Source organism: Flavobacterium sp. 270 (assembly GCF_004368785.1).
Classification (GTDB): Bacteria; Bacteroidota; Bacteroidia; order Flavobacteriales; family Flavobacteriaceae; genus Flavobacterium.
In genome coordinates this window covers 986,468-1,001,173 of record NZ_SODM01000001.1, presented here as the reverse complement: position 1 = coordinate 1,001,173, position 14,706 = coordinate 986,468, and the positions used below count along the sequence as shown (strand labels likewise).

Annotated in this window: 14 protein-coding genes; 6 read left to right on the top strand and 8 right to left on the bottom strand. The window is 34.4% G+C overall.

Going from position 1 to position 14,706, the window contains the following annotated elements:
* The first annotated feature begins 181 nt into the window (after positions 1 to 181).
* A complete protein-coding gene (locus EV144_RS04295) occupies positions 182 to 3,178 on the top strand; it encodes a LamG-like jellyroll fold domain-containing protein (RefSeq protein WP_243854612.1) in 2,997 nt (998 codons plus the stop codon).
* Between the two features lie 78 nt (positions 3,179 to 3,256).
* Here EV144_RS04295 and EV144_RS04290 read toward each other — a convergent pair whose 3' ends face one another.
* The 8 genes from EV144_RS04290 to EV144_RS04255 form a co-directional block, all read right to left on the bottom strand.
* Positions 3,257 to 3,694, bottom strand: coding sequence for an acyl-CoA thioesterase (locus EV144_RS04290; RefSeq protein WP_134146439.1), 438 nt, complete (start codon positions 3,692 to 3,694; stop codon positions 3,257 to 3,259).
* 81 nt (positions 3,695 to 3,775) lie between these two features.
* The gene (locus EV144_RS04285; protein ID WP_134146437.1) at positions 3,776 to 4,870 is read right to left on the bottom strand and encodes a nuclease-related domain-containing protein; all 1,095 of its coding nucleotides are present in this window, start codon (positions 4,868 to 4,870) and stop codon (positions 3,776 to 3,778) included.
* Between the two features lie 48 nt (positions 4,871 to 4,918).
* Positions 4,919 to 5,380 (bottom strand): SRPBCC family protein, encoded by a 462-nt coding sequence (locus tag EV144_RS04280; RefSeq protein WP_134146435.1) that lies wholly within the window; start codon positions 5,378 to 5,380, stop codon positions 4,919 to 4,921.
* Positions 5,381 to 5,400: 20 nt separating this feature from the next.
* Positions 5,401 to 6,120 carry a hypothetical protein gene (locus EV144_RS04275; protein ID WP_134146433.1) on the bottom strand — a complete coding sequence of 240 codons (720 nt, stop codon included), beginning with the start codon at positions 6,118 to 6,120 and terminating at the stop codon, positions 5,401 to 5,403.
* Between the two features lie 18 nt (positions 6,121 to 6,138).
* Positions 6,139 to 7,404 carry a Na+/H+ antiporter gene (locus EV144_RS04270; protein ID WP_134146431.1) on the bottom strand — a complete coding sequence of 422 codons (1,266 nt, stop codon included), beginning with the start codon at positions 7,402 to 7,404 and terminating at the stop codon, positions 6,139 to 6,141.
* A gap of 57 nt (positions 7,405 to 7,461) precedes the next feature.
* Positions 7,462 to 8,181, bottom strand: a complete 720-nt coding sequence (locus EV144_RS04265; RefSeq protein ID WP_134146429.1) for a TauD/TfdA family dioxygenase — start codon at positions 8,179 to 8,181, stop codon at positions 7,462 to 7,464.
* On the bottom strand, positions 8,156 to 8,476 hold the full coding sequence (locus EV144_RS04260; RefSeq protein ID WP_134146427.1) for a hypothetical protein: 321 nt from the start codon (positions 8,474 to 8,476) through the stop codon (positions 8,156 to 8,158). The genes EV144_RS04265 and EV144_RS04260 overlap by 26 nt, the downstream gene beginning before the upstream one ends.
* Before the next feature lie 30 nt (positions 8,477 to 8,506).
* Positions 8,507 to 8,980, bottom strand: coding sequence for a hypothetical protein (locus EV144_RS04255; RefSeq protein ID WP_134146425.1), 474 nt, complete (start codon positions 8,978 to 8,980; stop codon positions 8,507 to 8,509).
* 342 nt (positions 8,981 to 9,322) lie between these two features.
* Between EV144_RS04255 and dnaK the strand changes: the two genes are divergently transcribed.
* The 5 genes from dnaK to EV144_RS04230 all read left to right on the top strand — a co-directional run bounded on the left by dnaK (position 9,323) and on the right by EV144_RS04230 (position 14,416).
* A complete protein-coding gene (gene dnaK, locus EV144_RS04250; RefSeq protein ID WP_134146423.1) occupies positions 9,323 to 11,206 on the top strand; it encodes a molecular chaperone DnaK in 1,884 nt (627 codons plus the stop codon).
* 204 nt (positions 11,207 to 11,410) lie between these two features.
* Positions 11,411 to 11,965, top strand: coding sequence for a helix-turn-helix domain-containing protein (locus EV144_RS04245; protein ID WP_133525695.1), 555 nt, complete (start codon positions 11,411 to 11,413; stop codon positions 11,963 to 11,965).
* Entirely contained in the window at positions 11,962 to 13,221 is a 1,260-nt protein-coding gene (locus EV144_RS04240) for a site-specific integrase (protein ID WP_133525696.1), read from the top strand. The genes EV144_RS04245 and EV144_RS04240 overlap by 4 nt, the downstream gene beginning before the upstream one ends.
* Positions 13,218 to 13,967, top strand: coding sequence for a hypothetical protein (locus tag EV144_RS04235; protein WP_133525697.1), 750 nt, complete (start codon positions 13,218 to 13,220; stop codon positions 13,965 to 13,967). Before EV144_RS04240 ends, EV144_RS04235 begins: the two co-directional genes overlap by 4 nt.
* Before the next feature lie 107 nt (positions 13,968 to 14,074).
* Positions 14,075 to 14,416 (top strand): helix-turn-helix domain-containing protein, encoded by a 342-nt coding sequence (locus tag EV144_RS04230; RefSeq protein WP_133525698.1) that lies wholly within the window; start codon positions 14,075 to 14,077, stop codon positions 14,414 to 14,416.
* Positions 14,417 to 14,706 lie beyond the last annotated feature (290 nt).

The window sequence follows — 14,706 nt, the reverse complement described above, 5'->3', positions numbered from 1 at the left end:
TTGAAGAAGCTAATTTACACAATTTTTATTTCATCCAAAATAAGAAATACAGCCTGTTTTAAATTCCAATAAAACAATTTAAAATACTGATAATTAGAAGTGTAAAGCAGGGTAGAACAGGATAGTCTCTTTTGATTTTATAGCTAAATTCGGATATAACTAACCCCCAAACCACACTTTTATGAAAATAAATACTTTTACTTTTAAAAATGTTTTTAAGATTTTAATGCTTTATTTAATATTTGGCACATTTAGCCATTTAAGCGCTCAAACACTGGCATTTCCAGAAGCCACGGGTTTTGGCCGGTTTACCACAGGAGCGCGAGGTGCTGCAAATCCGCAGATTTATTTAGTAACCAATTTAAACGACAGCGGACACGGTTCATTTCGGGATGCTGTGAGTCAGGAAGGCCGATTTGTGATTTTTAGAGTAGGAGGAATTGTCAATTTACTAACTCAGGTTGTAGTTGCTCCTAATACTACCATTGCGGGGCAGACTGCAACAGGAGAAGGAATTGTGTTTTTAGGACCGAGAGTTACCTTTACCGGAGCTACCAATACTATTGCAAGATATCTTCGTATTCGTTATGGCGGAACGGCTCAGAATCAGGACGCTTCGGGATTAGCAAATGGTACAGACATGATTTTTGACCACATGACTTTTACCTGGGGAACAGACGAAGTTTTTTCTATAAACTGGGACAGTAAAGGTTTAAGTCCTGATAATATTACAATTCAGAATTGTATAATCGGGCAGGGATTACATCGTCACAATCACTCTGCAGGCGGATTGATTCAGCCTTCTGGCGGAAAAATAAGTTTAATAGGGAATTTATACATCTGCAATAAAACACGCAACAATAAAATAAAAGGAATTAATGAGTTTGTAAATAATGTTGTCTACAATTGGGGCAACTACGGAAATACATACGGACATGCCGAATCTGGAGATGCCTATATTATGGGCGGAGATTCTGCAGGAAGTTCAGATGTAAATATCATTAATAATTATTTTATTGGAGGACCAAATACAAGTACGACTATCACAACGCCTTTTAACAGAGGAAATGATAATTTCTCTTTGTACGGCGCAGGAAATTATTTTGACAATAATAAAGACGGTATATTAAACGGAACATTGGTTCCATCAGATTTAACAGGATATCCTACCGGAGATATTGCCACAATTTTGACAACGCCGTATGATTATCCGATGAAAAATCCAGCGTTATCAGCTCAGGATGCTTATAATAAAATTGTAGCCAATGTTGGTGCATCGTATCCGAGACGTGATCAGGTAGAAAATTTAATGATTTCAGATTTAGCTTCTAAAGGAACAACTGCAACTTACGTTTATCTACAAACTGATTTAACAACACAATTTGGCTTTATTAATGGCGGAGCCGGACATGTTTATGGCGCTCCAGCTCCTTTAGATTCAGATAATGACGGAATGCCTGATGCTTGGGAAGATGCCAACGGTTTGAATAAAAATACTGCGGATGCTTTGGCTGTAAGCACATCGCATTCACCTTATTTAAATATTGAAGTATATATCAATGGACTCACCAATCAAACGCCTCCTGATTTTATTATTCCGCCATCTGATGCGACTTTTACCAACGTCGTAACCAACGAAGTTTTGGCTACCAGTTCTTTAACTGTAAATTGGGGAGACAACGCGACAAACGAAACCAATTATGTTTTGGAGCGTTCTGCAAACGGAACAGATTTTACTGTAATCAGCACATTGGGAGCCAATACTACAACTTATAACGATTCTGGTTTAACGCCAAATACACCATATTTTTATAGAGTTAAAGCAACAAATAGTACAGAATCGTCAGTTTATAATACAGTAACTTCTGTAACGACGCCGGCAATTCCGACACCGCCGACCAAAGCAATTTCTCCAACTCCGGCTTCAGGATCAAATAGTGTAGAATTGACAAATGGTAATGTAGCGCTAAAATGGAGCGGAAGTGCTAACACCGTAACGTATTCGGTATATTTGGGTACAGATGCTTCAAACTTAACAAAATTGGGTGATGTCGCTTATGTTGCAAGTCCATCGTATCAGGTTACGGGTTTAAATACTACAGCAACTTATTACTGGAGAATTGATGCCACAAATGCAAAAGGAACAATAACGGGCGATGTATGGAATTTTCACGCACTTACACCAAGTCTTGTCGGACATTGGCCTTTTAAAGAAGCTGCACTTTCAGGAGAAAAAATTACCGATATTAGCAGTTATGCCAATCACGGGAAATTAAATGCAGCTTATGATAATGCAAATGTAAGAGTAGCCGGAAAAGCAAATAATGCTATAGATTTTGCCACTTCTCCAAGTGATAAAGCTATGGTAAATATCCCAAATCAAGATCATTTGTTGTTTGATAAAAGCTCTTTTACCCTTTCATTTTGGATGAAAGCAGCGCCCGAATTATTGCCAAGTTCTTCTTCTACGAGTATTTATGTATTATGCAAAGGCTCATTTACAAAAAATGCTACAACAGGAGCAACGGGTAAAAGATATAATATAGAGATCAAAGGCGGACTTCTACGTTTTGCGATAGACGATGATATCACCAAAAAAGAACTTACAACAGCTGCAGCAAAATATTTTACAGGAGAATGGGTAAATGTGGTTATTATGCGGGATGTTACGGCTCACAAAATGAGAATTTACACCAACGGCGTTTTTTCTGCAGAACTTGACGAAACTGCGGTTACCGGAATTGCCGAAGCGAGCGATTTGATTATTGGAAATATTGGACAAATTGAATTGGCATCTGGAACGGCTCCTGCATCTTACAAAGGTTTGTTTGATGAACTTCAAATATTTAATTATCCGCTGGATGCGACACAAACTGCCGCTTTATACACACAGCAATTTTTAAACAATGAAAAATTTAATCAGAGTCAAACCAGTATTACAGTTTATCCAAATCCTGTAAAAAATCAAATTTTTATTCATATTCCAGATAATAATGTATTGCACGCAACAGCAACTTTAAGCGATATGACTGGAAAAATTATTCTTAAGGAAAATATTGATTCTGACGGAAATGGACTTTTTGCTTTAAATATTGCCAATAAAAAAATATCAGGTTTGTACATGCTCCATATTTCAGGTGAAGATTTAAATCGTAATTTTAAAATTATAGCCGAATAATATTTTAAATGAAATAAAAAAAACCGCTGTATTGATTTACAGCGGTTTTTGAATTTTATAAAGGATTGATTTTTATTTTTAAAGCCCAACAAAATCATCACTTTTTGGAAAAATACTCAAAGCTTCGATTGCAATTGCTGGCGTTGGCGAAGCTAGTTTTCGTAATTTAGTATCCATCCAGGCGCCATCAACCGTAATTACGGCACAAAGTGTATCGTCTTCTTTTCTAAACTCGTGAACAATAGACCAACGCGAAGCATCGGCTTTCATTTTTGAAGTTTTAGTATGAATGAATATTTTATCCGAAAGTTTTAATTCTTTTCTAAAAACACATTCCTCTCTAAATAAAACAGGTCCAAAACTCTGCGTCTGCATTACTTTTAAAGTTAATCCCAATTGCTCTAATATTTCGATACGATGTTGTGCACCAAAATCATAATAAGCACTATGACGAACGTGAAAATTTGGATCTAAATCTGACCAGCGAAAAGATAATTCTTTTATAAATGAAACCATTTTTTGTGTAATTTAATGAGAAATCGAAATTACAATAAAAACAAATGGAATTTTCATAATGGTTAGATTTTATGGATTTATTCAAATATTTAATCTAGATGTAACTTGTGTTTGCCTTGAAAGATTAATTAAAGAATCTGCAATTTGTTGTGTTTCATTTGGTGTAAAACTTGCATTAAAGTATTCTATATAAGAGAGTAATTGTGTTAAGCCCAAGATTTTTATAAATTGAAATTGTTCTTTGGGAACATTCCCTGTAAATACAATAATATTTTTTACAGGGATTTTTCTATTGCCCCAATTTTGTCTTGTAAAATTCAAATTTGATTTACTTGTAATCTCAGATAAAATTTTAAATAATGCAAAACTAGTTCTATGTATTTGCTCAACAGGAGATCGTAAATCGAGATTATTTATCGAATCATTACTCCAATTCTTTGTTTCAATTAGAAAAATTCCTGATAGAGAAATTAAAAGATGGTCAATTTGAATAGATTTAATATAATCACCATTATGTTTCAGTGCAGTTTGGAATGTATAACAAAAATCATTTATCAGAATATAATCGTCAGACAGTTTTTTAAATACATTTTCTACTTTTTGTTCACCGAAAGCACCGTAAATTGTATTATTAAGTGTATTTATAATTTCATTTTTTCTTTCATTTTTTTGTAAATCTAATAAGCTGCTTTTGTATACAGCATCATTAAAATTTGTAGAAAGATATTCGAACCGTTTTTTCTTATTTAAAATCAACTTTTTTGCCTGATATTTGAAAAAGTTAATTCTTAAGGGAAATAAAAATTGTATATACCAAAAGTTGATATGGATGACAAGATTTATCCAATAATCTTTAATAATTCCAACAATAGAATTGGCTTGAGGTAAATCTTCAATTTTCTGATTTAGATAATCAAGTTTGTTCCTTAATTGTTTTTCTAGATCATTTATTCTTTGTGGTATAAGAATATTAAATTCTGTAATTTCATTTTCTAGAAGTTTCCTTTCTTCTTCAATAAGAATGTTATGATCTGAAATAATCTTTTCTTTATTGACATGAAAATTCTTTTGAAAATCAATTAATTCATTTAACGAATTAAATTCGTCAATATCATTTTTGACTAATTCAAGCTGTATAGTATTTAAGCATCCAATTGTATTATAAACTCTACACATATTCTCTTTTGATTAGTTGTTATCATAAGATATAATTGTATGATCTGTTTACAGCGTTATTTTTGATAATTCAACTTCAAGTTTATCAAAATTCTCTTCATTTTTATCAACCACGTAAGGCTTCAATTTATTGCATTCTTCTGCGGTTTCAAAAAGCATTTTAAAAACTACTTTGGTCTGGTTTTCAAAAATACTTTCAAAAGTGGTTAAAATCTGAAAAAGTGGTTTTGAATATCTTTTCCAGGCGATTAAATTTGGTTCGTCTATTTTAATAAATTCAACTTCATTTTCATAATTGCCTTTATCGGGACCATGCATCGTAAAAGTCCAGTTTCCGCCTTCGCGAAAGTCAAACTCATGAAAAGTATTCGTAAAACCTTTTGGCCCCCACCAGTTTTTTAAAAGCTCTGGATTTTTCCATGCTTTAAAAACAAGTTCTTGCGGAAAATTCAGAATTCTCGTAGTAACAATTTCAGATTCTGGTGTTGTTGAGATAATTTCAGATTCCATGATTTAATTGTTTTAGTTTATTAATATCCTTCTTCATTATAAATATTAAAATTCTGAAATGAAATTTCGCCAAAATCTTTTACAGTTTTAAGTTTGTCAACATCAACCACTAAAGCTTCGGCATTGTCACTCGTATCACTGTTTAAAACGTAATTTAGATAATGATCTTTGTATAAAAACCAATTTTCTTTAGCCTTATTATATTTAAAAGTACTAATATTCTCCCAATGATGACCTCCCGAAATTCCATGTTCAATAGAAAAAAAGCCCTTTTTAATGGAGATTCCTGTAAACGGATCTCCAAATACACCGCCACAGTCAATACAATAAACGGCATTATCGTTTTTAAAAGCTAATTTATAAGTATTATTTTTTTGACCTAATAAAATTAATAAAGGCCTTTTATCAGGTTTGTTTTCATTATAATTTGAGGTGGTTTCTTCAGTTGATTTTCGCAAAACTAAAATTACATCATTAAATTCATCCAGATTAAGATCGCCTTTTGCAACATTAATTGCTTCGTAATCTTTCGGAATAAATGTTTTTAAATTATCAGCTGCAACGGCAATAGCTTCATTAAAAGTGTCATGTTTTTTAATAGAATCACTATTTACGGTTTCTTTTTTAATTTCAATTTGCTCCGGTTTACTTTCAGGTTTCTCGGTTTCTTTTTGTTTTTCAGATTGTTTACAAGAAGAAAAAATTAAGACTGTTATTAGTAAATAGACTCCTTTTTTCATTGTAGAAATTTTTAGAAATTAAATTTGATTATTTTCTTTTGAATTCAATTTTTTTACCACCCAAGGCAATGTCAATCCTTGTCCTATCAAAGTTAATAATACAACTGCCACAGAAATAAAAATAATGGCATTTCTTTCAGGAAATGGAGTTCCGTCTTCCAGAAATTTAGGTAAACCAATTGCGATTGCCAGCGACACAATACCGCGCATTCCGGACCAGCTTAAAATAATACTGTTGTTATAATCTAAAAGTGCATGTTCGCTGATTTTTCTTCTTCCTTTTTCGTTCTGAAACGCTTTTTGAAGATTGATTTTTTGAAGAAATATTCTTGCCATTCTAATTAATAAGGCAACAACAGTGATAATAGCTGCATAACCAATGTAAGGCAGAATCATTTCGCTAGGAATGTCTTTTAAAATATACCTAAAATTGAGACCGATTAAAATAAAAATCAAACCATTTAAAAGAAAGATGATTAAATCCCAAAGTCCTTTTGAATTGTTTTTTAGGCTTTCGGGAAATATTTTATTGCTAAAACGCGCAATACCTAATCCTAAAATAACGACAGCAATTACACCCGAAACATGCAGATGTTCAGCAACAAGATAAGCGATAAAAGGCATCAAAAGCATAAAGCTAATGGTAACATTAGTGTTTTTATGAACCCTGTTAAGTATAAAAGCCAGAATTTTTGCCAGTACAAATCCAACTAAAAAACCGCCTCCAAGCAGTACTATAAATTCGACAGTTGCTTTCCAGAGTACAAACGCAGAACCCATCACGGCAGCAACGGCAAAACGATACGCCACCAATGCAGAAGCATCATTAATAAGGCTTTCGCCTTCGAGAATTGTGATTGTTTTATGAGATATTTTTAAGCCTTTTGTAATACTGATTGCTGCGACGGCATCTGTAGCAGAAAGAATGGCGCCAAGAACAAAAGAAAGTGGCCATGTCATTTCTGGAATCATATAATGTACTGCAACTGCAATTCCTAGAGCAGTCATAAAAACCAAAGAAATCGCCAGAGTACTAATGGTATTGATGTTGGTTTTAAAATCTTTTGGAGAAATATTAAAAGAAGCATCATATAATAATGGAGGAAGAAATATCAGGAAAATAATCTCGGGATTAATTTCGATTTCTTTCATAGTTGGAATAAAACCAATTGCAACGCCAACGATGACCAATAAAATAGGATAGGGCAGTTTTGCTTTGTCTGCGAATGCTGAAAGACCTATTACTATTGCTAGAATGAAGATTATGATGCTGTAGTTTTCCATTATTTGGGTTTTACTAAGTTTTTTTACGAGATTATTTATTTTATAATATTACCTGCTTTAAGTTTTTAAATCAATGTTAAACCTTATTCTTTTAATTAATCGATTTGAATTTATATTAATTCCGTTCCTCCCATGCAGCATTAAATCATTTCTAAACAAAATTAAATCGCCTTTTTTTAATTTAATATTGAATGAGTTACTTTCAAAAAGTTCATCAAGTTTATTTAGCTTATCTATTTCAATTTTGCTTATTTCTGAAAAAGATTCCATTGTTATTCTGTCGTAACAAATTTTGTATTGCTCATCCTCAATTGTTAAAATACTTCTAGATTGATTTCTAAATTTCCATTTTTTATTTAATAATTCTTGAATTGTATTTTCAGATAATTGTTTTATAACGTTATTTAAGAACATAAAGCTATTTGTTCCTTCTTTCAAGCTAGCTGGTTCTACACATAAAAAAGCTATACAATTTGGAATTGAATTAAAATCAACACAATCTGTATGTAATGGAAAGGCTAAGTTTGAGTTTGCAATCGATTCGAAAAAAGAATTTTGTCTAGCTACTTTTACATCAAAAACAGCTTGTCTATTATTATTTCTATTTTCTATAATTGAAACTCCAATAGTATCTATGAAAAATTGAAAATCATTATCACATAAGGGAAAGTTTTCTATTAGAACAAGAGTGTTTTTTTTTTTTAAATCTTCAACTATACATGAATAACTTAAATTATGATCAAAGTTGTAGTTAGTTAACCAGTCCAAAATTTTCATCTATAAATAAGCTTAATTCTTGATTTTTTCCATTTTTTGGAAAATCACTAATTTTTTGCTCTAAATCACTAATCATTTGGAAATTACCAAATTCAGTTCCAGATTTAAAATAATAACTACATGATATTTTGTGCACATTCTCACCCCATTTGATCTCTCTATATGGATTTGTTTTTGTTTTTTTATGAATTTTAGATAAAAGTTCTCCAATAGATAAGTTTTCGTTTATCTCTATAGTTATGATTTGAGATTTTTGATTATCATAATCTAAATCTAAAAATAATTCAATGTTCATTATATAAAACTATTAAGTTAAAGTGTTGCTTTAAATTTCTTCTAAATTATCCCATGTATATTCTATTTTGTTCAATTTCCAATAATAAGGTACCAAAAGCAGAATTTCTAATCTTAAAGGTAAAATATTATTTTCCGGGCCAGAAGCAAGCGGTGCAAAAAACATTGAAGCAACGCAAATAACAATTCCTAAAATAGCGTCTATTTTACCGATGTTTATCGCATTTTCTTTTTCGAACCAAAGTGAATATGCAGCATATCCTTTAAAAATCATAATGGCAATGATAAAAATCCCTATTCCCGAAATTGGTGTATTGGTTTCAAAACCGTAGATTGATAGATGAAAATTAGGAAAAAATGGAGTTGAAAGTAATCCTCCAATCGCTACTATACTCAAAATCATAAATATCCAGCAAAATGTTTTCATCCACCATGGCAATAATTTTCTGCGAATAATTAAAGGTTTATCAAATTCGTCGAAACGGCTTTCTAATTCTGGGTTCATTTTTTTATTTTTTACGAATGTATTAATTTTAATACTATTTGTAATAATAATTTTTCTTATGAAACAATTGTCTAGCCCTGATGGCAGCTACATCTTTTTTCTTATTCCTTTAGCAAGAAAAAGATATCAGTCCCGATAGCTGTCGGGACAAGAAACAGCTCTTTAATGACAGCTAAAGCACTGATTTGCCACACTTGTCAGGTTCTGAAAATGTCATGTTGGCAGATTTTTTTGGCGTGCCAATAGTAAACTGACAATTTTATTTGGTTTTTTATATTGGCACAAAGATTGACTTATGCCACATGAGTTTAAAAATTAAATCAAAAATTAAATATATAAAAAATGGGTAAAATAATCGGAATTGACTTAGGTACGACGAACTCTTGTGTTTCTGTAATGGAAGGTAACGAAGCAGTTGTTATCCCTAACGCAGAAGGAAAAAGAACTACACCATCTATCATCGCTTTTGTTGAAGGTGGAGAAATTAAAGTAGGTGATCCTGCAAAAAGACAAGCAGTAACGAATCCTACAAAAACGATTGCTTCTATCAAACGTTTCATGGGACATACTTTTGCTGAGACTACAAACGAAGCTAAAAGAGTTTCTTATAGTGTAGTAAAAGGTGACAACAATACACCACGTGTGGATATTGATGGTCGTTTATATACTGCTCAGGAATTGTCTGCAATGACTCTTCAAAAAATGAAAAAAACTGCTGAAGACTATTTAGGTCAAACTGTAACTGAAGCGGTTATTACTGTTCCTGCTTACTTTAACGATGCACAACGTCAAGCTACTAAAGAAGCTGGAGAAATTGCTGGTCTTAAAGTTATGCGTATCATCAATGAGCCAACTGCTGCTGCACTTGCTTACGGATTAGATAAAAAAGGAACTGATCAAAAAATTGCTGTTTACGATTTAGGTGGAGGTACTTTTGATATCTCTGTTCTTGAATTAGGAGACGGTGTATTTGAAGTATTATCTACAAACGGTGATACTCACTTAGGTGGAGATGATTTTGACCACGAAATTATTGACTGGTTAGCTACTGAATTTTTATCTGAAGAAGGTATTGATTTACGTCTTGACCCAATGTCATTGCAACGTTTGAAAGAAGCTGCTGAAAAAGCTAAGATTGAATTATCTTCTTCTTCAGAAACTGAAATCAACTTGCCATACGTAACAGCTACTGCTTCAGGACCAAAACACTTAGTTAAAAAATTATCAAGAGCTAAATTTGAGCAATTGACTGATTCTTTAGTAAAACGTTCTATGGAGCCAGTTGCTAAAGCATTAAAAGATGCAGGTTTGTCTACATCTGATATCGACGAAGTTATCCTTGTAGGAGGTTCTACTCGTATGCCAAGAATTGCTGACGAAGTGGAGAAATTCTTCGGTAAAAAAGCATCTAAAGGTGTTAACCCTGATGAGGTTGTTGCTATTGGAGCTGCTATTCAAGGTGGAGTTTTATCTGGAGATGTAAAAGATGTATTGTTATTAGACGTTACTCCTTTATCTTTAGGTATCGAAACTATGGGTGGTGTATTGACTAAATTAATTGAGTCTAACACAACTATCCCAACAAAAAAATCTCAAGTATTCTCTACTGCTGCTGATTCTCAACCATCTGTTGAAATCCACGTATTACAAGGAGAAAGAGCAATGGCTGTTGATAACAAAACTATCGGTCGTTTCCACTTAGATGGTATTCCACCAGCACCAAGAGGAGTTCCTCAAATTGAGGTTACTTTTGATATTGATGCAAATGGTATCATCAAAGTTTCTGCAACTGATAAAGGAACTGGAAAATCTCACGATATCCGTATCGAAGCTTCTTCTGGTTTAACAGCTGAAGAAATCGAAAAAATGAAAAAAGATGCAGAAGCTAATGCTGATGCTGATAAAATAGCTAAAGAAAGAGCTGAGAAATTAAACGAAGCTGACAGCATGATTTTTCAAACAGAAAGTCAATTGAAAGAGTTAGGAAGTAAACTTGCTGACGATCACAAAGTTGCTGTTGAGTATGCTCTTACTGAATTGAGAATGGCTCACCAATCTCAAGACTTAACTGCTATTCAAACTGCTCTTGACAACATCAATGCAGCTTGGAAAACAGCTACAGAAGCTATGTACGCTCAAGGTGAACAAGGTCAACAAGCGGCTCCTCAACAAGAGCAGTCTCAAGGTGACAATGTTGAAGACGTTGAATTCGAAGAAGTCAAATAAGTACTGATTAATATCAGTTAACAATAAGTGCTAAACCGCTGTAAACGTAAAGTTTACAGCGGTTTTTCTTTTTTATGCATTTTTGTTTCTGCTGTTTTTTAATCGTTTTTTATCATATATTTGTACCATATTTGTACCGGCACTTAAAGGGAGACAAAGTGTCCCTTATGTACCCTTATAGTACCTTAATGGGAGACAAAGACTATGAAAAGATCTGATAAACAATGTCTTAATTGTGGGAAAGAATTCCTGCCTAAAACCGTGACTTCTGTTTACTGCTCGCATGTATGCAGTAAAAAAGCATACAAACAGAAGATGATACGGCTTAAAAAGGAAGTGGGGATCAAAGCGCTGGTAGATAAAATACCCCAGAACAGGGCATTTATTTCTGTCGCGGAAGCTGGCATGCTTTTTGGCATTCCCAATAAGTCCCTTTACCGGCTTGTCGGTCAGGGAAAAATTCCTTCAGTTAATCTGGGGACTCGCCTTATAAGAATAGACCGCAGAGTTATGGAAGAGATGTTCGGCCCTGCAAGCATCCTGCAGCAGGCTGAAAGCCCACCGAAGAAAAAATTATACAGTCTTGAAATAGAAGACTGCTATTCGATTGGTGAAATTGCTCAGAGATTTCAGATATCTGAAGGTTCTGTCTACAGCCATATCAGGAAATATTCAATACCTACCAGGCAGATCGGAAAGCATGTATATGCTCCAAAAAGCGAAATTGATAACTTGTATAACGGAAATGATTTTATATGAAACAATTAGCAAAAACCAAGGTGACTGTGCGTCTTCGAAAAGCAGAAGACCGAGAGGAATGGTATGTCTATATAGAAAGCTATCCTGTTGAGGTTTCCGGAAAGAAAACGCCACAGAGAATCCGTGAATACTTAAACAGAACCGTAAAAACCGTGGAGTGGGACAAGCAGAGAACCGCCCGTACAGATGCGCAGGGCATAAAATCCTATAAGCCCAGACGCAGCGATAACGGAATAATAATCACCAGAAGCGAAACCGACCGTGAAATTATGCTCTATGCCGACGGAGTGCGTAAAATCAGGCAGAAAGAATATGATAATACAGATCTGTACAGTGATGCTGAGAACCTATTGGCTGAACAGAAAGAAAAAGCAAAAGAGGATTTTATCAAATACATTGCCTCTGTGGCAGCAAAAAGGCATGCCCGAAGTTCAAAATCCATTATGATCAATTGGGAGCGGACCATAGAGTTTTTAAAAAGCTATTCCAAAGGCAGGCTGGTGTTTTCCCAGATTGACAGCAGAATGGCGGAAGATTTTAAGCTGTTTCTGCTGGCTGCGCCGCTCGGCGGAGGCAAAAAAGGAATACTTTCCCGCAACACTGCAGCAAGGTATTTTTCCATATTTAAAGCGGCTTTAAAACAGGCCTTTATCGACGGATATCTAACCGTTGATTTGTCTTCAAAAATAAAAGGCATACCTGAGCAGGAATCAAGACGCGAATATCTTACCATTAAAGAATTGAACGTGCTGGCTGAAACGCCCTGCGAAAAAGATGTCCTTAAAAGAGCCGCGCTTTTCTCAGCGCTTACCGGCCTGCGGCATTCCGACATTCAGAAACTCCGCTGGAAAGAGATAAACCTGGAAGACGACATGGCCAAACTGCATTTCACCCAGAAAAAAACAAGGGGTGTCGAATATATGCCTATTTCTGAGCAGGCTTTGCAACTCTGCGGAGAGCCAAGGCTTCCCGGGCAGCTTGTTTTTGAGGATCTGATGGACCCATCGTGGATTTCAAGACCTCTGAAAAAATGGGTTGAATCTGCCGGCATTAAAAAAAACATTACCTTCCACTGCTTCCGCCATACATTTGCTACACTGCAGCTGTCCAGCGGGACAGACATCTATACGGTCAGCAAAATGCTTGGGCATACCAACGTAAAAACTACCCAAATCTACGCCAAGGTAATAGATGAGAAGAAAAACAGAGCTTCTCAGGCAATACAATTGGAATCTTTAAAGAAAAGAGCGCAATGAAAATAAAGTACTTCGAATATATTACAGTTTACCTGTCTGTTTTTTTAGTCTGTGTCTTTGTCGGTGCAATCGGAAGACTGGTGCTGCTGGAAAAAGGCGCCGATGAATATACGGCCGGCGTTTTCTTTTGGATCAGCACTGGATTTGGAGTTTTAATGTTTGCAATTCTAAGCTTATTTCTAAACGATTTGGCAGAGAGATTGGTGAATCGCTTTTTGAAGGCTGAAAAAAAGCAATCGCCTGAAAGCCCCATTCCAAATGAAGACCTTGTAAAAATAGAAGAGGAGCTGCAGGATGCTTTAATTAAGCCCGAAATGCTTGAAAATAAAAATGCAACCATTGATATTGAGAAGATAAGGGAGGAGCGGCAAAATGCAGCCAGAAATAAAAAACAGGCCAGAATTGATACAGCCATCCGTTATGCACAGCAGGAGTTTGCGCTGTACATGTCGGATGATGATTTGAAGCAATTGGGCAGCAATATAATCATATATGCTGAAGACCTAAATTTTGAAAAAATTAAACCAGTAAAAGTAAAAGATCTGTCCAATCTGGATCTGTATCATTTTGGCTGGAATATCTGGAATTGTTTTAAAGCCAGCATACAGGACAGAGCAGCACAATTTTTAAAGCTGACTTTTGCTGAAGCTTTAAAAGATGTCGAGCAGAACAGCATTAAAACGCATCTCAAAGATGATGAACAGAAAGGGCTTATAAAGATTATGGAAGATCTTGCAGATTTTTAAATACCAACAGGTATAAAGCACCGTGTTTTTCAGGTGTTTCAGCTGTGAAGAACAACACAGCTGAAACACTTTTTTCATTTGCACCATAACTATTAAAAACGACAGTTATGGACACAAACGAAATCTCTTTTGAGAATCTGCCCAAAGCAGTAGCTCACTTAGTGAAAGAAATTGCCGAGATCAAACTTCTGATTCAGAATGTGCAGGTATATGAATCTAAAGAAAAAAGTATTCCCATCGGTATTGAAGAAGCGAGCCGGTTGATAGGAAAAGCAAAGTCTACAATTTACACTCTTGTAAGGCAGAGAAAAATTCCGTGCTATAAATATGGTAAAAAGCTGTACTTTTTTGAAGAAGAACTTTTAGAATGGATTTCTAAAGGCAAAAAGAAAACAATACAGGAAATCGAATCAGAAGTATTGAAGTATAATAATAATCGAAATAAATAGGGGGATAATAGGCCGCAAGGATACTTATATTACTCCATTATATTATTAAAGAGATTTAGTACATGTGATAAGTTATCTAAAGAAAAATACTATATCCTTTCAGTATTCATTTCTTTGACACGATTTCAACTGTTTCAAGGAGCGTAATACACTTTTCGAACCTAAACTTTTTAGAGCCTTATTTTGCTGTGGTTGTACTTTTTCATTGTGCCACGATTCTGCCACAAAACTTAAACGGGTTAAATATTTCGTAAAAGCCGCCTTAAGTTTTGTTGCAAAAAAGGTACCCC

Excerpts from the sequence above, each read along its gene's own strand:
- EV144_RS04245 (WP_133525695.1), top strand. The coding sequence starts at position 11,411 with ATGAAAAGATCTGATAAACAATGTCTTAATTGTGGGAAAGAATTCCTG.
- EV144_RS04280 (WP_134146435.1), bottom strand. The coding sequence starts at position 5,380 with ATGGAATCTGAAATTATCTCAACAACACCAGAATCTGAAATTGTTACT.
- EV144_RS04275 (WP_134146433.1), bottom strand. The coding sequence starts at position 6,120 with ATGAAAAAAGGAGTCTATTTACTAATAACAGTCTTAATTTTTTCTTCT.
- EV144_RS04240 (WP_133525696.1), top strand. The coding sequence starts at position 11,962 with ATGAAACAATTAGCAAAAACCAAGGTGACTGTGCGTCTTCGAAAAGCA.
- EV144_RS04265 (WP_134146429.1), bottom strand. The coding sequence starts at position 8,181 with ATGAAAATTTTGGACTGGTTAACTAACTACAACTTTGATCATAATTTA.
- dnaK (WP_134146423.1), top strand. The coding sequence starts at position 9,323 with ATGGGTAAAATAATCGGAATTGACTTAGGTACGACGAACTCTTGTGTT.
- EV144_RS04235 (WP_133525697.1), top strand. The coding sequence starts at position 13,218 with ATGAAAATAAAGTACTTCGAATATATTACAGTTTACCTGTCTGTTTTT.
- EV144_RS04285 (WP_134146437.1), bottom strand. The coding sequence starts at position 4,870 with ATGTGTAGAGTTTATAATACAATTGGATGCTTAAATACTATACAGCTT.
- EV144_RS04295 (WP_243854612.1), top strand. The coding sequence starts at position 182 with ATGAAAATAAATACTTTTACTTTTAAAAATGTTTTTAAGATTTTAATG.
- EV144_RS04290 (WP_134146439.1), bottom strand. The coding sequence starts at position 3,694 with ATGGTTTCATTTATAAAAGAATTATCTTTTCGCTGGTCAGATTTAGAT.
- EV144_RS04260 (WP_134146427.1), bottom strand. The coding sequence starts at position 8,476 with ATGAACATTGAATTATTTTTAGATTTAGATTATGATAATCAAAAATCT.
- EV144_RS04255 (WP_134146425.1), bottom strand. The coding sequence starts at position 8,980 with ATGAACCCAGAATTAGAAAGCCGTTTCGACGAATTTGATAAACCTTTA.
- EV144_RS04230 (WP_133525698.1), top strand. The coding sequence starts at position 14,075 with ATGGACACAAACGAAATCTCTTTTGAGAATCTGCCCAAAGCAGTAGCT.
- EV144_RS04270 (WP_134146431.1), bottom strand. The coding sequence starts at position 7,404 with ATGGAAAACTACAGCATCATAATCTTCATTCTAGCAATAGTAATAGGT.